The organism is Corynebacterium sp. HMSC08D02 (genome assembly GCF_001807505.1).
GTDB lineage: Bacteria > Actinomycetota > Actinomycetes > Mycobacteriales > Mycobacteriaceae > Corynebacterium > Corynebacterium pseudogenitalium.
In genome coordinates this window covers 113140-133673 of the sequence record NZ_KV789252.1, presented here as the reverse complement: position 1 = coordinate 133673, position 20534 = coordinate 113140, and the positions used below count along the sequence as shown (strand labels likewise).

The following is a 20534-nucleotide window of genomic DNA, read 5'->3' as shown; positions in this document are numbered from 1 at the left end:
TTAGGAAACAAGGGTACCGATCTGCTCGCCGGATACCGCGCGGGCAATGTTGCCTTCCTTGAGCAGGTTGAACACGAGGATCGGCATGTTGTTGTCCATGCACAGCGAAAACGCGGTGGCATCAGCAACCTTGAGTTCCTTTTCGAGCACCTCGCGGGGAGAAACCTCGCTGTAGAGCTGTGCGTCTGGGTTGGTTCGAGGGTCGTCGTCGTAGACACCGTCAACCCCCTTCGCCATCAGGAGCACCTCGCAACCAATTTCCAGGGCGCGTTGCGCGGCCGTGGTATCCGTAGAGAAGTACGGCATGCCCATGCCAGCACCGAAGATGACGACGCGCCCCTTCTCCAGGTGCCGCACTGCACGAAGCGGCAAATAGGGCTCAGCGATCTGCGCCATGTTGATGGAAGTCTGAACGCGGCAGTCGACGCCCTTCTGCTGCAGGAAGTCCTGGAGCGCCAGGCAGTTCATCACCGTGCCGAGCATGCCCATGTAGTCGGAGCGTGCACGGTCAAGGCCACGCTTTTGCAGCTCTGCACCGCGGAAGAAGTTGCCGCCGCCAATCACTACCGCTACTTCGGTTCCGGACTGGGCGACTTCGGCAATCTGTGCAGCAACGCTTTCGACGACGTCCGGATCGATACCAACCTTTCCACCGCCGAACATTTCACCGCCCAGCTTGAGCATGACGCGTTTGAATCCTGTGCGGGTAGACGCAAGTTCTGACACTGTGAGGACACTCCTTGAGAGTTGGCCAATTCGAGCCGTAGAGGACAATTCTGTTCTCGACCGATCTTAGCGATCTCAGTCCGGTTTGTAGCAACCGGGCATAAAGAAACCGCCGGCGGAGGGTAACCCCTCAACGCCGACGGTAAAAAGCATCAGGCTTATGCCTGGCCAACCTCGAAGCGAACGAAGTCGGTGACCTCAATGCCGCTCTCCTCCGTGAACTGCTTCACGGTCTTCTTGGAGTCAGCAAGTGACGGCTGGTCCAGAAGAACAACGTCCTTGAAGAAGCCGCCCATGCGGCCCTGGACGATCTTCTCGATAGCTGCCTCAGGCTTACCCTCGTTGCGGGTGATCTCTTCCTGAACAGCGCGCTCCTTCTCGACGACCTCTGCCGGAATGTCCTCTTCCTTGAGGTAGCGAGCCTTCATCGCAGCGATCTGCAGCGCAACCTGGTGTGCAGCCTCAGCGTTGTCGCCCTTGTAAGCAACCAAAACGCCAACAGCTGGTGGCAGGTCAGCGGAACGCTGGTGCAGGTACTTCGCCAGCTGCTCACCCTCGATGGTGGCAGCACGGCGCAGCTCCAGCTTCTCGCCAATCTTTGCGGAGAGGCGCTCAAGAACGTCGTGAGCGGTCTCGCCGTCGACGTCAGCGTTTGCCAGCTCCTCCTGGCTGTTTGCCTTCGCTGCTGCAGCAGCGTCAGCAATCTTGCCAGCGGTGGTCTTGAACTCGTCATTCTTAGCAACGAAGTCCGTCTCCGAGTTGATTTCGACGATGGTGTTGCCGGAGACAGCGACGAGGCCCTCGAGAGCATTGCGCTCTGCGCGCTTGCCCACGTCCTTTGCGCCCTTGATGCGGAGCAGCTCAACAGCCTTCTCGAAGTCGCCGCCGGTTTCCTCCAGCGCCTTCTTGCAGTCGAGCATGCCGGAGCCGGTGGTTTCGCGCAGCTTCTTTACGTCAGCAGCAGTGTAGTTCGCCATATTCGGGCGATCCTCCTCGTACAGTAGTGGATAAATACGTCGTAAAATTATGCTTCAAGCAAAACACCCCACGCCCAATTCGCGCCCATAATCCAGGACGTGAACAGGACGCGGGGTGTCACACTCGCTTATGCAGGATACACGTTTCGCGCGTCCTGCGAGCGGAGTTACTTAGCCTGCTGAGCTTGCTCTGCAGCGCGAACAGCGTGTGGCTGCTCGACTGGTGCAACCTCCTGTGGCGCAGCAGCTTCAGCCTCAGCAGCTGCCTTTGCAGCGTCTGCAGCGGAAACCTCAGCGGATGCGGCTGCCTGAGCAGCGGCCTCTGCAACCTCTGCCTGGTGCTTAGCGTCGGTGTCGCCTGCAGCCTCACGTGCGGAAGCCAGCTGACGCTCCTCGCGCTGCTGCTTACCAGCGATGACTGCCTCGCCGATGATGTGGGTCAGGATCTTGACCGCGCCGATGGCGTCGTCGTTACCTGGGATTGGGAAGTTGACGTCGTCCGGATCACAGTTGGTGTCAAGAACAGCAACAACCGGGATACGCAGCTTCTCTGCCTCGTTGACCGCGATGTGCTCCTTGTTCGTGTCAACAACCCACAGAGCAGAAGGTGCCTTGGTCATGTCAGCGATGCCACCGAGGACACGCTCGAGCTTCTGGCGCTCGCGGGTCAGCATCAGAACTTCCTTCTTGCCGCGACCTGCGTAGCCGTTCTCAGCAGCGTCCATAGCCTGGAGCTCCTTCATACGGGCGATACGCTTGGAAACGGTCTGGAAGTTGGTGAGCATGCCACCGAGCCAGCGGTGCGTTACGTATGGCATACCAACGCGCTGAGCCTCTTCCTGAATAGGCTCCTGCGCCTGCTTCTTCGTACCAACAAACAGGATCGTGCCGCCGTGTGCAACGGTCTCCTTGACGAACTCGAAAGCCTCGTCAATGTAGGTCAGCGTCTGCTGCAAGTCGATGATGTAAATGCCGTTGCGGTCGGTGAAGATGAAGCGACGCATCTTCGGGTTCCAACGACGCGTCTGGTGGCCAAAGTGGACACCTGCGTCGAGGAGTTCGCGCATGGTTACAACTGCCATGGGAATTTCTCCTTTGGAGTAATCTCGTTCGGTTAATGTTCATGTACTGCAAGGGTTTTTATCCCTCGCCCTAGCACCGCACCCGCTCAACACCCTCATACTGTGGGACCAACGCTGAGCTGGCGTTATTCGGCGCGCGTAGTCAACTTCGAAAAGTTGCCTTGCTAAGCATAGTCGACTATCCCTCGATTACCTAATTTGACCTGCACAAACCCTGAGCTTTATCCACAGGCCAGTTTTTCTCCACAGGCTGCATGCCCACAGCCTTGTCCACTACCGCGGTTTCAGGGCTCAATGGCAACATGCACATGTTCACACGCTTACTCGCGGCCATTGCTCCCCTACTTTGCACGTGGTGCTTGGCGCCTCAGGTTCTTGCGTACGTCGACCCCACCACGGGGCTGCCCTACGCGACCCGGATTACACGGCCCGCAGAGATCCCGGAGAAGAACTGGATGCCGGGGCACCGCGGGGTTGATCTTGCGCTACGCGTCGGAGCCACTGTTCTAGCAGCAGACAACGGGACAGTCGCTTTCGTAGGCAAGGTAGCAGGCACGCCCATTATCAGTATTGATCACCCAGATGGCATCCGTACGACGTACCAGCCTGTACACGCGCGTGTGCGGCAAGGCGACGAAGTAAAACTCGGCGATGCGATTGGGACGCTGGCACGGCCGACGGGGCCGCAGGCACATCTCCAGGACGGGCTGCACTGGGGCGCACTCATCGCGAAAGACACTTACATCAATCCGCTTTCCCTCCTATCGACGCCCACCATTCGGTTGAAGCCAACCCGTTAGAGGCTCATGCCCTGGGGTGCGCTTGGTTGTAAATCTGCGTGAGCCGCTGTGAGGAGACGTGCGTGTATATCTGCGTGGTTTGCAGGCTAGAGTGCCCGAGCATTTCTTGCACCATTCGTAGGTCGGCGCCGCCTTCAAGCATTTGCGTGGCCGCTGTGTGTCGCAACGAGTGTGGCGTGATACTCGCCTGCCCCGCTTGCAGCCCGGCGCGCTCGACGATTCGGCGAACTTGGCGTTGGTCGATGCGCTTTCCCTGGGTGCCGACGAACAGCGGTTCGGCCCCCGCGTTAGCACTATTGGCGAGGGCTGGCCGGGCGTCGTGAAGCCATGTGGTGAGTGCCTCGTGTGCGTTGTTTCCGAAGGGAACGATGCGTTGTTTGTTGCCTTTGCCAGTGACTTTTGCGGTGTTGGTATGGAAGTCGAGGTCGTCGATGTTGAGGGCGACGAGTTCGCCGACGCGGATTGCGCTGGCGTAGAGCAGTTCGAGGATGGCGGTGTCGCGGATGTCTTCTGGTGTGTCGCCGTGGGGGCGGATGAGTTCCTCGGTAGCGGGGGCGCTGAGCACGGTGGGTAGTTTGCGCTGTTCTTTCGGGGTGCGCAGGCGGGCTGCTTCGTCCTTTGCGATGTAGCCGTGTTGGTAAGCCCAGGTGGAGAAGGCGCGCGCGGATGCGGTGCGGCGCGAGATGGTGGAGCGGGCTTTGCCGGCTTGGACTGCGTCGGCGAGCCAGTGGCGTAGAGCGTCGATGGTGAATGCGTTGAGATCTGGTGTGTACGGCGCGAGTGTGGTGAGATCCGATTTGTAGCTCTTGCAGGTCGCCGCGGCGCGGTTTTTGACGTGTTGGCAGTAATCGATGAAGTCGTCCACCGCGGTGAGAAACTGGGTGGACGACTGATCGTGGCTGCTACTCATGTCCCGTATTGTATCGGTACCTTAGGGTTTGGCTGTGTCGCTTCGTCGCCACAGCTGGCCTTCCCGCTGGATCAGTCCCTTACCTTGCAGCTCAATGAGCGTGTTGATGGTGACTTGGAGGGATAGCGCGGCGGCACCTGCAATCTCCTCCGCTACAAGCCCGTCGCGATGATGCTTTGGCGTGGCATCGTAGATGCGCATCTCGGTGCGGGTCAGGAGCTGGAGGGGCGAAGCTACATTGTTGTCCGCAAGTTCTTGTTCTGCATCCAGTCCGTTCTCGAGGCGGATCGCCTCGTGGACGTAGGTCGCGTTGAGCACCATCGTGGCCTCCCCCTTATAGATGGCGAGGTTGGTGCCGACAGATCCGGCGGTGGTTATCGGCCCAGGTACTGCGAGCGTCCCGCGTTGGTAGTACTGCGCCCAGCGCAACGTGCTGAGCGCCCCGGAGCGGTAGGCGGCTTCTATTACTAGCGTGGCCTGTGTGAACCCAGCGACGAGTCGGTTTCGGGTGAGGAAGCGGTGTCGCTCAGGGGCCATGCCAGGGCTGTATTCGGTGATGATCGCTCCCCCTGCCGCCACGATGCGATCGAATAGCTGTTTGTGGCGCCTCGGGTAGGTGACACCCGGCCCGCATGCGGCGAACACCACAGTTGGCAGTCCCGCCTCGAGGGCCGCATCGTGGGCTGCCGCATCAATACCGAGCGCGCCGCCGGAGACGATGGTGTATCCCCAGCGCTTCAGTCCGTGCACGATGTCACGGGTGGCTGAATGTCCATATGCGCTCAGCGCTCGTGTGCCGACGATCGCGATCGAGTTTTCCAATAGCTCCGGCAGGTTGGTATTGCCTCGAACCCAGAGGGCGTGTGGCGGAACCCCGTCTGCACGTATCGGAGCACCTTCGCCATCCCGACTCATCTTTGCACCGAGATTGAAGGAGTCATAGATCCGTTCGCGAGGCCACTCGGGCGATTCCGGTGTGATGAGTGTGTACCCATGCTCCGCTGCAGTGGCTAGGTCTTCTGCTGGCTGGTCCCAGGTGTACCTCGCATCGGTGTCGGCGGCGAGGTCACCGAGCCAGGGCGCTCGTGTGCGCACGCCTTCGGCGATTTCGTCAGCGGTATAGCCTTCGTTTCGCAGTGCCCATAGCGCCGTCGACGGCCCCTCGATGACACGGTTGAGGTAGGCCCATGATTCAAGCGCGCTCATGCCGATGCCTCCTGACGTGCTGAAAGCAAGGTCTGGTCGTCTCGAAGATCGACGGCCTCAGCGACGTGCCCGAGGTGGGGGCATTGTGCGCCAGTGAGATCCGCCAAAGTCCACGACAATTTCAGGATGCGGTCGATACCGCGCTGGCTGACCTCCCCGCGCGCAAGCATCGAGGAGAGGAACATCATCGCGGAATCTTCCGCCGGGAAGTATCGACGCAGCCACGGCCCCGGCACGCGCGCATTCGTCAACGCCCCGTTCGTGTGTTCCTCGCACGTCCGCCACCGATGTGCCGCACGGTCCCGTGCCTCTGCCACACGCTGGGCGATGGCCGTGGAAGACTCTGCCCCGTTTGGGTTCAGCACGGCGTTATCCAGCGAAGTCCTGCAGACAATGTCCAGGCGGTCCCTCAGCGGACCCGAAATACTTCGCGCATACCGCGCACGCTGCGCCCCGGAGCACCGACAGCGGTTCGCTGGTTTTCCACACGGGCATGGATTCATCGCGAGGATGAGCTGGAAGTCGGCTGGAAAGATGACGTCGCGGTTGCTGCGTCGCAGGCGCACCTCGCCTTTCTCCAGGGGAATGCGCAACGCATCGAGGGTAGCGGACGCGATCTCAGAGGCTTCGTCGAGAAACAGCACACCGTTATGGGCTTGACTGACCGCGCCGGGGCGAGGAATCCCGCTGCCTCCCCCGATGAGTTGCGCCTTGGAAAGCGACGGGTCCGGCGCGATGAACGGGCGGTGCGCAATCAGCTCTCCCCCGGCGATCCCGGCAGCTGCGTGAATCGCTGTGGACGTGACCATTTCTTCGACGTCCATTGCGGGGAGGATGGATGGGAGACGCTCTGCAAGCATGGACTTGCCTGAGCCGGGTGGTCCGATCATTAGCATGTGATGCGCACCGGCCGCGGCGACTTCCATAATCCTTCGCTCGGGGCCTTGCCCTGCGATGTCTGCGAAGTCCGGCTGTCGTCCTTGCTCAATGCTTGGCGCACCCACAGAAGCTACTTCAAGCACCTCTTCCCCGACCAGCCACGCCCACACCTGCGCCAGCGAGTCCGCCAGCACGATGTCTCCGCGTGACACGAGCTGTGCCTGGTGCTCGTTCGCGCGCGGAACCACAATGCGGTCAATTCCACCCTCCTGAACAAGCAGCTCCTGGGCCGCCAGCAGCATCGGCAGCACTTCCGGTACAGGCCGCAAGCTGCCATCCAGCGCCAACTCTCCTACAAAAAATGTTCGCGATAGTGCCCGTTGAGCGCGTGGATCTAGACTCCCCATCACCGCCAACGCAATCGGCAAGTCAAACTGCGAACCAGCCTTCGGCAGGTGCGCCGGCGACAGCGACACCATCGCCTTCGTCTTCGGCCACGGCAGTGAACTATTACGGCAGGCGGTACGGATTCGCTCGCGGGATTCTTTCACGGCAGCATCGGCGAGCCCAACAATATGCATTCCTGGTAACCCCGGCCCGACGTTGGCCTCCACGCGTACGATGCGCGCCCGAATGCCCTCAACCGTGGCACTCAACGTACTAGCAAGCGGCATCTTCGACCCCCATGATGAACTCAAACTCGAAGCCGTCCTCGTGATACATCGCCTCCACGACGTCGAACCGGACTTCGTAGACCCCCTCAGTGCTGCGCAACCACTCAGCAGCCGCGTTACGCATTGCCATCATCTTCTTTGCGTGCACCGCCTCAACCGAACCAAACCCCGGTAAACGACGAGTTTTCACCTCTACGAACACCACGGTGCCGTAAGAGTCCTGCATAATCAGGTCAATCTCGCCATGCCGTAATCGCACCCGCCTGCCAAGGCACGTGTAGCCCAACGCTAAATACTCCTCCAGTACGGCATCTTCCCCTAGACGGCCAAGCTGGTACTGGTCCATGCACGGTTTCTGCATAACTTCGTTCCCTTCTTCACATCCTTGTTCGTTTGCACACACCTCCAGGCGCACCAGAGGCGTAAGTGTTTAGACGCAAAAACCCCTCCCGCGGTTCCTTACAGGCAACACGCGGGAGGGGCGGAGGGGACGTCGAAACGCAGACTACGAATTAGGGAACGTGATGTCCGGCTTGTCTAGCTCCTCGATATTGACATCCTTGTACGTAATTACGCGGACGTAGCGCACAAAACGCACCGCGCGGTACATGTCCCACACCCAACAATCCGACATACGGACCTCGTAGTACACATCGTTGCCGTCTTTGTGCGGGATCAACTCGACAGCATTCGCAAGGTAGAAACGACGCTCCGTCTCCACAACAAACGAGAACTGGCTCGCGACGTCGCGATACTCGCGATACAGCGACAGCTCGACGTCAGCCTCGTAATTGTCCAGATCCTCAGCACTCATGCGGTGCCCCCTTCGTAAATCTCAACGGCAGTTCTCACGTTGGCATAACTATAACGATGTTGCGGCGTCGCCCCGTGGCGGCGCACCGCATCCATGTGCGCCTTCGTGCCATACCCCTTGTGGCGCTCCAACCCATACCCCGGGTACTGCTCCGCGTAGCCATCGAGGAGATGGTCGCGGCTCACTTTAGCTAGCACACTGGCGGCGGCGATGCACCGGGCACTCGCGTCACCGCCGATAATCGGCAGTTGTGGTACGGGCAAACCCGCGATATGGAAGGCGTCGACAAGCGCGTACCGCGCCTCCGTCTCTAGCTGCGCAACTGCGCGCCGGGCCCCGTCAATGTTGGCATGCTGCACTCCGCGGTGATCAATCTCGCTGGCGGGCACGTGCACGATGGAGTATGCGAGCGCGTGCTGGCAGATGATGTCAAAGAGTGCTTCTCGACGCTTCGCCGTCAACTGCTTGGAATCCGTCAACCCCTCAAGTTGCCGTATCGGCTGCGGTGGTAGCACGCACGCGGCGACTGTCAGTGGCCCGAAGCAGGCGCCCCGGCCGGCCTCGTCAACCCCGACGACTGGTCCGAGCCCTGCTTTTTCGAGCGCCACCTCGTACGTCCGAAGCTGCTTCAAACGACGCACCACAGCTCACACACCAAGCGTAGGGCTACTGCTGGATCGCCGGGTCGTCGACGCCACCAAAACGCTGGAGTGGGAACACAATCGCAAGAACTTTTCCGCGAAGGTTCTCCTCCGGGATCGTGCCCTGGTACTCATCACCAAGGTGGTAGCGCGAATCAGCGGAATTCGTGCGGTTATCACCCATCATGAAGTAGTTCCCATCAGGGACAGTTACCGGGCCGAAGTAGTTCCCACCGCAAGCGTCGGACCCAGTCTCAGGATCCACCGGGTAGTAGTTCGGCTGCAGCGTGTACGACTGGTCGATCGGCTTTCCATCCACCATCACCGCCGGATCCCCCTCCTGGCAAGACACCGTCTGGCCACCCTTCGCGATGATGCGCTTGACCAACGTGTTCTCATCCTTCGGCACCAGCCCCACCCAGGAGGACACCTCCTGCAGACCGGCAATGGCCGGGTTGTCGGAGCGGTTAGTGACGAAGCCGGTATTCCACGAGTCAGTCCCCTTAAACACGACGACGTCACCCGGCTCCGGATCGGAGAAGTAGTAGGACACCTTCTCCACGAAGATGCGATCACCCTTGCCGTCCTGTCCATGCAACGTCGGCTCCATCGACGCAGACGGAATCACGTAGAGGCGGCCAATGAATGTCTGAATAATGAAGATGAACACCAAGGTGAGTACAACGACCATCGGGATTTCGATGTACCACGGCATGGATTTTTCTTCAGATGCGCTCTTTTCGTTCACCCGCAACACTCTAGCAGCGCAACAAAACACCCCGCACCTTACGAAGCGTAAGTGTGCGGGGTGATGTGCAAAAAGCGGGTATGCGCTTAGCGGCGCTCCTTGATGCGGGCAGCCTTGCCGCGCAGGTCGCGCATGTAGTACAGCTTCGCGCGACGTACGTCACCCTTGCGGACGACCTCAATCTTCTCCAGGTTCGGGGAGTGTACCGGGAAGGTACGCTCAACACCGATACCGAAGGAAACCTTGCGGACCGTGAACGTCTCACGGATGCCGTCACCCTGACGACGAACGACGAAGCCAGTGAAGACCTGGGTACGGGTAACCGAACCCTCGATAACCTTGACGTGTACGTCGAGGGTATCGCCCGGACGGAAGTCAGGGATATCGTCGCGCAGCTGGCCTGCGTCTACAAGATCAATAATGCCGTTGCTCATTGAAGCAATCCTTTACGTTTCTGGACAGAGGACCCTAGCGGCGTTTTCCACAAGTGGACGCTCGGCTGGTTCATGTCGCTTACAATAACCCGCACGATTGTACATGCGAGCACGTCACTTCCCAAATCCGGCACGCTTGAGTGCATCCGCCATCGAACCGCCCTGCGGCGCACCTCCAGCGCGACCTCGCTGGCGCTTCCCACCCTGACGGCTCGGCTTCTGCTGCGGCTTCTTCCCGCGTGAAGACTCACGCTTCTGCTCGCTTCCAGGCTCATCATCCAGGCGCAGCGTGAGGCTAATTCGCTGGCGCTGCACGTCCACCTCGAGGACCTTCACCTTCACCACTTCACCCGAGCGCACGACCTCGTGCGGGTCCTTCACAAAAGAATGGCTCATCGCAGACACGTGCACGAGGCCATCCTGGTGCACGCCGACGTCCACAAACGCACCGAACGCGGCGACGTTGGTGACCGTCCCTTCCAGAATCATGCCCGGCTGGAGGTCAGACACCTTGTGTACACCTTCTTTAAATGTGGCCGTCTTAAACTCCGGACGCGGATCCCGGCCCGGCTTTTCCAACTCGGCAAAGATATCCGTGATGGTTGGGACGCCGAAGGTGTCGTCGGCAAAGTCTTGCGGACGAAGACCCGACAGCACTCTGCTGTTACCAACGAGTGCCGCAGTGTCCACCCCAGATTGCTGAGCGATGCGCTCCACAACGGGGTAGGCCTCCGGGTGCACAGCGGAGCCATCAAGCGGATTCTCTCCGCCTTGGATGCGTAGGAAGCCGGCCGACTGCTCGAAGGCCTTCGGCCCAAGTCGCGGCACCTTCTTCAGCTCCTTGCGCGAAGCAAACACACCATGTTCATCGCGGTAGGCAACGATGTTCTTCGCGATCGTCGGCGTCACGCCAGCGACTCGTTCCAGCAGCGGTACCGACGCCGTATTGACGTCCACCCCGACTGAGTTCACCGCGTCCTCCACCACGGCGTCCAACGACTGCGCGAGCGCCGCCTGATTCACATCGTGCTGGTACTGCCCCACGCCAATTGACTTCGGGTCGACCTTGACCAGCTCCGCAAGCGGGTCCTGGAGGCGCCGCCCAATCGAGACCGCGGAACGCAGTGACACATCCATGTCCGGAAACTCCTGAGCCGCGATTTCAGAAGCCGAGTACACCGACGCACCCGATTCCGACACCACCACCGGAACAGGCCTGCGCCCGCCCGCTGCTGCGATCATGTCCGCGACCTCTCGTGCAAGCTTCTCCGTCTCCCGCGACGCCGTGCCGTTACCAATCGCGATGAGCTCCACGCCGTGTTCCGCCACGGTGTTCGCGAGTACCTGCACCGCCTGCTGCCATTGGTTCTGCGGTTGGTGTGGGTAGACGATCGCGGTTGCGAGCACCTTCCCCGTGCCATCTACGGTCGCTGTTTTTACACCGTTCCTGTAACCCGGATCCAGCGCCAGGGTCGCGCGTTGACCGGCAGGAGCGGCCAGCAGCACATCGCGAAGATTCGTACTGAAGACGTCCAGAGCCGCCTCATCCGCGCGCTCCTTCAGACGCATCCGTGTATCCAAATTAGAAGAGACCTGCAGCTTTGTCTTCCATGCCCACCGCACGGCCTTCGCCAACCACGGGCTCTTTTCGCAGTTAAGGTCGAAACGGTTCGCGATCATCCCCTCGTACGCCGCGTCATCTCCGGCGTCCAAATCCAGCGAAAGCACGCCTTCCTGCTCGCCGCGCAGCAGCGCTAAAATGCGGTGCGACGGCAACGAGGCGAATGGCTCGCTGAAGTCGAAATAGTCTCGGAACTTCGCACCCTCGCTCTCCTTGCCTTCGACGACGCTCGAACGCATCGTTCCGGACTCGTACACCTTGTCACGGACCTCGCCGACGAGATCCGCATCGGTGGCGATCCTGTCAACCAAGATCGCGCGGGCACCGTCCAGCACCGCTTTCGTGTCGGCGAACCCTTCACAGATATAGCGTGCCGCCTCTGTCTCGGCGTCGGCCGAAGGGGCGTCAATAAGCGAGTCAACGAGCGGCTCGAGACCGGCCTCACGCGCGATATCCGCCTTGGTCTTCCTGCGCTTCTTATACGGCAGGTAGAGATCCTCGACGCGCGCCTTCGTATCCGCACCCATGATGAGCGCCTTGAGCTCATCAGTGAGTTTGCCCTGCTCCTCGATCGCCTCAATGACCGAAGCCTTGCGCTCCTCAAGCTCGATCAAATACGCATTGCGCTGCTCAATGTGGCGCAGCTGTGTGTCATCCAAGCCACCGGTAGCTTCCTTCCGGTAGCGAGAAATGAATGGGACCGTATTCCCCTCTGCCAACAGTTGCAGCGCAGCCTCAACGTGGCGCGGCGCTACCTGGAGTTCCGATGCAATGGTCTCAGCAATGAACGTCATTCCGGACATTCTAATGCTTATGCGTTCCCATCCACGAGGCGGGTCGATCCGTACCAGTAGGTACCTCTGGGCAGGCCTGCGACCACCGCTTGCGTCGCAGCGTCCGGCTCGAGCGCGGTGCGGCCGCGCACCTCGAGCCTGCACAAAGACTCAAGAGGCGGATGCCCCTCCTTCAACAGGTAATCGGTCTCAAGAATCGACTCATCCTCGCAGTGCGGGCCGATCGGCTCCAGTGAGATTTTGGGCTCGCGGTAGCCAGCCTTGCGCAACGCACGGGCCAAAGACTTGCGCGCCTTCGGCCAGCGCTTCTCGTCGACGAGCACCTGCATTGCCGTCACGACGTCGCGGCCGTACAGCGCAAACTCGTCATCCTCATCGAGCTCGGCGGCGTCCAATAGCTCCGGGCGGACTTGCTGCGTGCGCAGCAGCGATGCATCACGTCGGTAGCGCTCCACCTTGGCGTGATCACCCGAAAAGAGCACGTCAGGGGCGCCGATCCCGCGCCACGTTCGTGGCTTTGTGTAGCTCGGTCCCTCAAGCAACCCATCGGAAAAACTATCGTCCTCGTGGCTCTGCGTATTGCCCAGCACCCCGGGGATCAGACGGGTGACGGCCTCCGCGATCACCAACGTAGCCACCTCCCCGCCGATTAGCACGTAATCGCCGATAGAGACCTCGCGCACCCGGTAGCGTTTCTGGGCATCGACAAAGACGCGCTGGTCAATGCCCTCGTAGCGGCCACAAGCAAACACGATGTGGGACTCGCGCGACCACGCCTGCGCATCCTGCTGCGTAAACGGCGATCCCGCCGGAGTAGGCACAATCAGCAGTGGTTGCTCAGCAGACTCGCCTTCGCGGACATCACTAACTTCATACGGCCGTGGCGCGACGGCGTGGACCTCATCGTGGCGGGCCTTGTCATTGCGGTGCGGTGCGGCGGAACGCAACCCTTCACCTTCGTTGCCAGCTGCCACGGCATCAAGCGCCTCACCCCACACATCCGGGCGCATCACCATACCAGGCCCGCCGCCGAGCGGAGGGGCGTCGACAGACTTATGTACACCAAGCCCCCACTGTCGAAGATCATGCACGCCGACGCTCACAATCCCCTGCTCAATCGCCTTGCCCAACAACGCGTGGCGCAGCGGCTCAAGGTATTCGGGAAAAATGGTGACAATATCGAGCCTCAAGGTGTGCCTAGACATCGAGTAAACCCTCTGGCGGGGTGATGGACAGGAAGCCCTTCTCCAGATCAACTTCGGGCACAATATCGCTCACGAACGGCACGAGGACCTCACGGCCGTCGTACTCAACCTCAAGAATCTGGCGCCCCGGCGTATGCATCACACCTGTGACCTGCCCGATCTCCTCCCCATCAAGACGCACGTTCAGTCCAATCAATTCGTGATCGTAGAACTCATCCGGGTCCGCGTCCTCCCCGCGTTCAAGCGGCGCCGCGAAGAACTTCAGCCCTCGCAGCCCCTCAGCGGCGGTACGGTCCGGCACCTCTTCGAAGCTGAGCAACAGGCGTCCTTTGTGCGGGCGGGCCGTCGCAACGGTGAGTTCAATTTCCTTCCCCGTTTGCGCGCCGCGCAGCTTGCTGCCCACCGCGAAGCGGACCTCGGGCTGGTCCGTGTGCACTTCCACCGCGACTTCGCCCTTAATACCGTGAGTCTTCACGACCCGACCAATCAGTAGCTCCATGCTCAATTACCCTACTTTTCGACGCCCACTTCGCAAACAAAAAACGGCACGCCCTCCGACCACACGGATCGGGAACGTGCCGTTGCGAGGTTCGGATTAGTCCTCGGACTCCTCAGCCGGGGACTCCTCTTCAGCGGACTCCGCAGCCTCAGCAGCTGCAGCTGCCTCAGCCTCTGCGGCAGCCTTGGCCTCAGCCTCTTCCTTCGCCTTCTTGCGCTTCTCGGTGATCGCCTCAGCGGTCGGGCCGTTGTTGGCCTCCTCGAGAGCCTTGTTGAACAGGTCAAGCTTGGATGGCTTCTCCTCAGCAACCTTGAGGGTGCCCTCAGCACCGTCGAGGCCCTTGTGCTTCTGCCAGTCGCCGGTAATCTTCAGCAGAGCGAGCACAGGCTCGGTCGGCTGCGCACCAACGCCGAGCCAGTACTGAGCACGCTCGGAGTCGATCTTGATGAGGGAAGGCTCCTGCTTCGGGTGGTAGATACCGATGTTCTCGACAACCTTGCCATCACGACGAGCCTTCGCGTCAGCGATAACAACACGGTACTGCGCGTTACGGATCTTACCGACGCGCTGCAGCTTAATCTTTACAGCCATGAAAATCTTCCTTTACGGTCACCGGGCAGTACAGACACCCGCCAACACGATAGGCGGGCCGGTTCAACCCTTCTTCTTTACCCTGCGCGTGACTGGTTGGGCGACATCGCGCATCTCTGCACGTGACGGGTCCAACGCGAACGCAGTTTGGTCCTGTTCAAAACCTGCATACACAGATAATCAACCTGAAAGAGGTTACCCCATAGCGAACCAATTCCCAAACAGGACTTGTTATCTAGGCAGATAGTTACCATTTGCCTGCCTGTTGCGGGTATCGTCTTTTCAGTTGCCCGCCGAAAAATAGCATGAAGCGTAATGAGGGCGCGAAACAATCTGAGAGTACACGAGGTTTTTCAGCATGCCTGCACCGAGCACGAAACGCTCAACCGCATACCGCGTCGACCTTGACGGGCTTCGAGGCTTTGCTATCGCACTAGTCGTCTTGTTCCACGTCTACGTCGGCCGAGTCTCAGGCGGCGTCGACGTCTTCTTGCTGCTGTCTGGATACTTCTTCCTCGGCGGCCAGATCCGCTACGCAATGCGCCCAAACCCAAGCCTCAACCCCTGGTGGCCACTGTGGCGCACTATTCGACGCCTCGTTCCAGCACTTGCGCTCACTGTCCTGGCAACCATGCTTGGCGTGATGCTGCTCGCCCCCGAACTCATGGGCGTGGAACTCTCCAAGCAGTTCACCGCCTCCATGCTGTACTACCAAAACTGGGAGCTGATCGCCCAAGATGCGGATTATGCGGCGGCAAGCCAGGACACGTCTCCGCTGCAACACCTGTGGTCAATGAGTGTGCAGGGCCAGTTCTACGTTTTCGCCATTTTGTTGGGGACGCTGCTGGCCTTCCTGATCTGGAAGTGCAAAGTTCCGGCTATCATTGCCAAGCGAGGCGCGATCACGCTGCTCGCCATTATCACCGTTGCTTCGTTCGCATACGCTGCGCGCTTCGGCTTCGTCGGTACGGGCCAGAACTACTACTCCACCTTCTCCCGTGCGTGGGAGCTCGCGCTCGGTGGGTTGCTTGCCTTCGTGCCAACCAGCCGTTTCCTGCCACAGCGCACAGCCGCGTGGACTGCGGGCCTTGGCGTTGTGATGATTTCGATTACCGGCATCGTCGTCACCACTTCACTCGCGTTCCCCGGCCCTGTCACGCTGCTGCCACTCACTGGCGCCGCGCTGATTGTCATGAGTGGCAACCAGAACTCGGTCTCAAACATTCTGGCGTCGAAGCCGATGACGTGGCTAGGCAGCATCGCCTATTCCCTCTATCTTTGGCACTGGCCGTTGCTCATCATTGTCACTCTTGCTGGAGGGTTCGGGACTCCTCCGTGGTGGGTTGGCACCCTCGTCATCGCGGTTTCGCTCGGACTCGCACACGTCACACACCTGCTGGTAGAAGACCCGCTGCGTCAACACCGCAAGCGCCCGCAATCGACCGATACACCGGTTATCGACGCCCGCTCGACGCTGCGCACCCGCACCGGCATTGGCCGCGCAGGCGGCGGCGTGCTGGTTTCCGTGCTCGTTGCCACTATTTTTGCAATCCAACCGCTTTGGAATCAGCGCATCGAGGACGCAGACCGCGATCTTCCGGAGGACCTTTACCCGGGCGCCCTCGCCATTGCTGGTGCTGAAGTCCCAGACGTCAAGCCACAGCCCGATCCGGCCCTGATTGCGGGCATCTACCCACCTATCGGCGTAGACGAGTGCATGATCATGATCCCCCAGCCGGCAACGGACATGCCTCGTCCCGACTGCCAGTACGGCGACCTCGAGTCCGACGTCACTGTAGTGATGACCGGCGGGTCCCACATCGAGCCGTACGTCGTGCCCCTCGACAAGCTCGGGAAAGAGCACCACTTCCGGGTCATTCCGTACGTCCGGCAGGAGTGCCCGATTGTCATCGGCGGTGCCGACAGAGACGAGTTCGTCAGCGATGTATGCGCTCAATGGTCGGAGCTTGCGTTCCAGAACATCGTCGAAATGAACCCGGACCTGGTCATTTCAAACTCCACACGCCCCGAGGGCCACGCGGGCGGTGCAGCGTTTTCCACGGACAAGGTCCCCGACGCCTACGCGAACCTGTGGCAGAACTTCGCCTACAACGGCATCCCGTTCGTTGGTTTGCGCGATAACCCATGGATGTTCACCCCAGAAGGCGATCCTATGGACCCGAACCTCTGCATCGTTGCTGGTGCCTCCGAACGCGACTGCTCAGCACTGCGCAGCACAGTCTACGGGCCCGAGGACCCAGCAACCTCGTACCTCTTGCCCGAGAATCACCAGTGGTCCATCGATACCGCTGACTGGTTCTGCGACGACAAGTTTTGCCCGCCACAGCGTGGCAACGTGTACATCTACCGCGACCAGAACCACATCTCGAACGCCTACGCAGCAACGCTCGCTCCGCTTCTGTGGGCTGAGCTGATGCCGATATTCGAAGAGCTAGGCCTGCTCCCGGGGCCCGCCACGGATCCCACACCGAGCTTGGAGATGGACGCACCCGCTACGCAGTAGCGTGCGAGCACCATAGCAAAGGGCCGGTACGGATGCCCGTACCGGCCCTTCAGTGTTTTGCTGACTACTTCTTCTTGCCCATGCGCTTCATCGCTGCGCCGAAGTCAAGATTGTTGAGGTCAAGACCCTCCATACCTGGAGGAAGTTGTTCCTGCATCTTCTGCAGATCCTCCATGCCAGGCATTCCCGGCATCTGTGGCATGCCCGGCATCTTCGGGCCTCCACCACGGCGCTTCGCGGGCTTGCGCTTCCCGTTCTTGCCCCTGCGTCCCTTCGGCTTCTTCTTTGTCGCGGAGCGTCCGCCACCCATGCCCGGCATTCCTGGTAGGCCGAACTGGTTGGCCATCGCGCCCATCATCTTCTTCGCCTCGAAAAAGCGTTCAACGAGCTGGTTGACGTCAGAGACTTTCACGCCGGAACCAGCAGCGATACGCTTCCTGCGCGACGCATTAAGGATCTTCGGGTTCGCGCGTTCCTCAGGCGTCATACCGCGGATGATTGCCTGGATGCGGTCCAGCTGCTTCTCATCAACCATGTCCGCCATCTGGTTCATCTGCTTGCCGCCAGGCATCATCTTGAGCAGATTGCCGATCGGGCCCATGCGGCGGATCATCAGCATCTGGTTCAAAAAGTCCTCGAGCGTGAGCTCCCCAGTGCCGAGTCGGCTCGCGGCCTCCTCAGCTTCCTTCTGGTCGAAGACGGTCTCCGCGTGCTCGATGAGTGAGAGCAGGTCGCCCATACCGAGGATGCGACTCGACATGCGCTCCGGGTGGAAGACATCAAAGTCGTCGAGCTTCTCACCGGTGGACGCGAACAGGATCGGCTTGCCGGTGACTTCGCGAATGGACAGAGCTGCACCACCGCGGGCGTCACCGTCGAGCTTCGTCAGCACAACGCCGGTAAAGTCCACGCCGTCTGCGAAGGCCTGCGCAGTCGTGACCGCGTCCTGACCGATCATCGCATCGATCACAAACAGGACTTCATCAGGCTGGACTGCATCACGGATGTTACGGGCCTGCGTCATCAGCGTTTCGTCAATACCCAAACGACCCGCGGTATCGATGATCACCACGTCATGCTTGTTTTGCTTCGCGTGCTCAATACCAGCCTGCGCCACCGCGACAGGGTCGCCGTGGGAAGTGCCCATCTCGTGCTCAAACGAGTCTATGGACGTGCCAGGATCCGGAGCGAACGTTGCAACCTCGGCGCGCTCACCCACAATCTGGAGCTGCTGCACCGCGCCCGGGCGCTGGAGGTCACAGGCCACCAGCAGCGGTGTGTGTCCTTGTTTTGCCAGGTGGCGGGACAACTTACCTGCCAGGGTGGTCTTACCAGCACCCTGTAGACCTGCCAGCATGATGACGGTCGGCGGTGTCTTTGCAAAGTTGAGGCGTCGAGTCTCTCCGCCCAAAATGGCGGTCAGCTCCTGGTCAACAATCTTGACCACTTGCTGTGCCGGGTTCAGCGCCTCTGAAACGTCGGAGCCCAAAGCGCGCTCTTTCACGCGCTTAATGAAGGCGCGTACGACAGTCAGCGAGACGTCAGCCTCCAGCAGCGCGATCCGAATCTCACGTGCTGTGGCGTTAATGTCAGCCTCGGTGAGCTTGCCTTTGCCGCGCAAGCCTCCAAGCGCTGATTGTAAGCGGTCAGACAGTGACTCGAACACAGTGCGTTGCTCCCTTAACTAATTCATTCTTCGGTAATGAGACAGAACGCACCTAGCCTAGCGCCTTTCCGCCCAACTGTTCACATCACGCCAGGCTATCCCAGCAGAGCATCCACAAAGCTCTCTACTTCAAACGGCGCGAGGTCATCGGCGCCTTCGCCAAGACCCACAAGTTTGACCGGCACGCCCAGTTCCTCTTGTACCTGGAACACAATGCCGCCCTTCGCGGTACCGTCCAGCTTCGTCAGCACCACACCGGTGATATCGACGACCTCACGGAACACTCGCGCCTGCGCAATGCCGTTTTGTCCAACCGTTGCATCCAGTACCAGGAGCACCTCATCAACAGTGGATTTCTTTTCGACGACCCGTTTCACCTTACCCAGCTGATCCATCAAGCCAGTCGAGGTGTGCAGACGGCCCGCTGTGTCGACAAGCACGACATCCGCACCCTCTTGCACGCCGGTCGCCACGGCGTCGAACGCGACAGAGGCAGGGTCCGCGCCTTCTGCTCCGCGGACCGTAGAGGCACCTACCCGACGCCCCCACGTCTCCAGTTGGTCTGCCGCAGCAGCGCGGAATGTATCCGCAGCGCCAAGTACCACCGAGTGGCCCATCGCTACGAGTACGCGTGCAAGCTTGCCCGTCGTGGTGGTCTTACCCGTGCCGTTGACGCCGACTACCAAGATCACAGCGGGCTTGCCTTCGTTCGGCATTGCGTGAATCGAACGATCGAGCTCTGGCTTCGCAGCTTCGATCAGGGTTTCCCGCAGCATTGCGCGTGCTTCAGCCTCAGATGCCACGCCTCGCTCGGCAATCTTCTGACGCAGTGCATCGGTAATGCGCATGGTCAGATCCGCACCGATATCTGCCATGATGAGGGTGTCTTCGATCTCTTCCCACGCGTCCTCGTCGAGGTCGCCTGCGGTAAGAATGCCAAGCAGCCCTTGGCCAATCGCGTTCTGCGAGCGCGACAGGCGCCCGCGCAGCTTGCCCATCCGGCCTGCGGCTGGCGCGATTGCCTCGACAGGCTCGGAGGAGACTGGTTCGCTGACAATTGCGTCCTCGGTCGGTTCGGCGCCGTGTTCCAGGGCACGTTCCGCCCCGTCGACCGTTGCTGCGGCTGCGTCCGCTGCCTCTTGTGCTTCTTCGATGTCGTGGTGTTCGACGTCTGCTTCGTCGGAGGCGGGTTCTGCAGGCGCGGGCGCCTTTGGCTCTTCCGCGACCAGTGTCGGTTCCGGCTCCTTCTCAACCTCAGGTTTCGGTTCTACTGCAGGTTCAGGGTCGGCCTGCGGTTCCGGTACAACCACCGGCTCAGGCTTTTCGGACTGAGTTTCCTCAACTGGCTCCGGCTCAGGCGCAGGCTCAGGCTCAGGCGCCGACCCGTCCTCTACAACCGGCTCAGGATCCGGCATTGGCACAGCCTGAGCGGGCTTCGGATCGGAGGGGGCGTCGACACGCGGGATAGGTTCCTTTTCCTTCACTCCTGCTTGAGCGAAATTAAAACCCCCCTTTGCCTGGTAGTTTCCAGACTTCTCCTGCTGGGTAAGTTCTTTCGGCTCCTCGGTCTTTTCAAAGGAAACAGACTTTGCCGATTTCCGTTTATTGCCAACAATGATGATGCCCACAATGAGAATCACGAGCACCACAGCTGCGATTGCAATCCATAACGAGTACGTAGTCATGACTTCCATAGTGCCAAAGGCGCCCAAAAACTGTGTGGAATACCCCATTTATGCCAAC

19 protein-coding genes are annotated in these 20534 nt (G+C 60.3%); 2 read left to right on the top strand and 17 right to left on the bottom strand.

The genetic code is table 11. From position 1 onward, the window contains the following. From pyrH to rpsB, 3 genes are all read right to left on the bottom strand, one after another. Positions 1–684, bottom strand: coding sequence for a UMP kinase (gene pyrH, locus HMPREF3170_RS07515; protein WP_070362283.1), 684 nt, complete (start codon positions 682–684; stop codon positions 1–3). A gap of 200 nt (positions 685–884) precedes the next feature. Further along, entirely contained in the window at positions 885–1703 is an 819-nt protein-coding gene (gene tsf, locus HMPREF3170_RS07510) for a translation elongation factor Ts (RefSeq protein WP_070478866.1), read from the bottom strand. A gap of 167 nt (positions 1704–1870) precedes the next feature. Continuing rightward, complete coding sequence (gene rpsB, locus HMPREF3170_RS07505) at positions 1871–2785, bottom strand: 30S ribosomal protein S2 (protein WP_070362281.1); 915 nt, start codon at positions 2783–2785, stop codon at positions 1871–1873. Positions 2786–3093: 308 nt separating this feature from the next. Between rpsB and HMPREF3170_RS07500 the strand changes: the two genes are divergently transcribed. Next, positions 3094–3585 (top strand): M23 family metallopeptidase, encoded by a 492-nt coding sequence (locus HMPREF3170_RS07500; protein WP_141742244.1) that lies wholly within the window; start codon positions 3094–3096, stop codon positions 3583–3585. Between the two features lie 4 nt (positions 3586–3589). Here the strand turns inward: HMPREF3170_RS07500 and HMPREF3170_RS07495 are convergent, their stop codons facing one another. From HMPREF3170_RS07495 to rpsP, 12 genes are all read right to left on the bottom strand, one after another. After that, on the bottom strand, positions 3590–4495 hold the full coding sequence (locus tag HMPREF3170_RS07495; RefSeq protein WP_070478864.1) for a tyrosine recombinase XerC: 906 nt from the start codon (positions 4493–4495) through the stop codon (positions 3590–3592). 21 nt (positions 4496–4516) lie between these two features. Beyond that, the gene (locus HMPREF3170_RS07490; RefSeq protein WP_070478863.1) at positions 4517–5701 is read right to left on the bottom strand and encodes a DNA-processing protein DprA; all 1185 of its coding nucleotides are present in this window, start codon (positions 5699–5701) and stop codon (positions 4517–4519) included. After that, positions 5698–7254, bottom strand: coding sequence for a YifB family Mg chelatase-like AAA ATPase (locus HMPREF3170_RS07485; RefSeq protein WP_070362277.1), 1557 nt, complete (start codon positions 7252–7254; stop codon positions 5698–5700). The genes HMPREF3170_RS07490 and HMPREF3170_RS07485 overlap by 4 nt, the downstream gene beginning before the upstream one ends. Further along, positions 7241–7615: a YraN family protein gene (locus HMPREF3170_RS07480; protein WP_083290916.1), complete on the bottom strand. Its 375-nt coding sequence runs from the start codon at positions 7613–7615 to the stop codon at positions 7241–7243. Before HMPREF3170_RS07480 ends, HMPREF3170_RS07485 begins: the two co-directional genes overlap by 14 nt. Positions 7616–7759: 144 nt before the next feature. Beyond that, a complete protein-coding gene (locus tag HMPREF3170_RS07475) occupies positions 7760–8068 on the bottom strand; it encodes a DUF2469 domain-containing protein (RefSeq protein WP_070362276.1) in 309 nt (102 codons plus the stop codon). Beyond that, positions 8065–8709, bottom strand: coding sequence for a ribonuclease HII (locus HMPREF3170_RS07470; protein WP_070363483.1), 645 nt, complete (start codon positions 8707–8709; stop codon positions 8065–8067). The genes HMPREF3170_RS07475 and HMPREF3170_RS07470 overlap by 4 nt, the downstream gene beginning before the upstream one ends. 25 nt (positions 8710–8734) lie before the next feature. Next, complete coding sequence (lepB, locus tag HMPREF3170_RS07465) at positions 8735–9424, bottom strand: signal peptidase I (protein ID WP_083290932.1); 690 nt, start codon at positions 9422–9424, stop codon at positions 8735–8737. Between the two features lie 119 nt (positions 9425–9543). Beyond that, on the bottom strand, positions 9544–9891 hold the full coding sequence (gene rplS / locus HMPREF3170_RS07460; protein ID WP_070362274.1) for a 50S ribosomal protein L19: 348 nt from the start codon (positions 9889–9891) through the stop codon (positions 9544–9546). 114 nt (positions 9892–10005) lie between these two features. Further along, positions 10006–12306 (bottom strand): Tex family protein, encoded by a 2301-nt coding sequence (locus HMPREF3170_RS07455; protein WP_070478982.1) that lies wholly within the window; start codon positions 12304–12306, stop codon positions 10006–10008. 17 nt (positions 12307–12323) lie between these two features. Next, the gene (gene trmD, locus HMPREF3170_RS07450) at positions 12324–13511 is read right to left on the bottom strand and encodes a tRNA (guanosine(37)-N1)-methyltransferase TrmD (protein WP_070478859.1); all 1188 of its coding nucleotides are present in this window, start codon (positions 13509–13511) and stop codon (positions 12324–12326) included. Further along, the gene (rimM, locus tag HMPREF3170_RS07445; protein ID WP_371327492.1) at positions 13504–14016 is read right to left on the bottom strand and encodes a ribosome maturation factor RimM; all 513 of its coding nucleotides are present in this window, start codon (positions 14014–14016) and stop codon (positions 13504–13506) included. The genes trmD and rimM overlap by 8 nt, the downstream gene beginning before the upstream one ends. A 90-nt stretch (positions 14017–14106) precedes the next feature. Beyond that, positions 14107–14601, bottom strand: coding sequence for a 30S ribosomal protein S16 (gene rpsP / locus HMPREF3170_RS07440; RefSeq protein ID WP_070362270.1), 495 nt, complete (start codon positions 14599–14601; stop codon positions 14107–14109). A 358-nt stretch (positions 14602–14959) separates the two neighbouring features. Here rpsP and HMPREF3170_RS07435 point away from each other — a divergent pair, with 358 nt between their 5' ends. Then, positions 14960–17125: an acyltransferase family protein gene (locus HMPREF3170_RS07435; RefSeq protein ID WP_070478856.1), complete on the top strand. Its 2166-nt coding sequence runs from the start codon at positions 14960–14962 to the stop codon at positions 17123–17125. 64 nt (positions 17126–17189) lie between these two features. Here the strand turns inward: HMPREF3170_RS07435 and ffh are convergent, their stop codons facing one another. Both ffh and ftsY read right to left on the bottom strand, forming a co-directional pair. Further along, complete coding sequence (ffh, locus tag HMPREF3170_RS07430; protein WP_070478854.1) at positions 17190–18791, bottom strand: signal recognition particle protein; 1602 nt, start codon at positions 18789–18791, stop codon at positions 17190–17192. A gap of 95 nt (positions 18792–18886) precedes the next feature. Next, positions 18887–20476, bottom strand: coding sequence for a signal recognition particle-docking protein FtsY (gene ftsY, locus HMPREF3170_RS07425; RefSeq protein ID WP_070478853.1), 1590 nt, complete (start codon positions 20474–20476; stop codon positions 18887–18889). Positions 20477–20534: the final 58 nt, after the last annotated feature.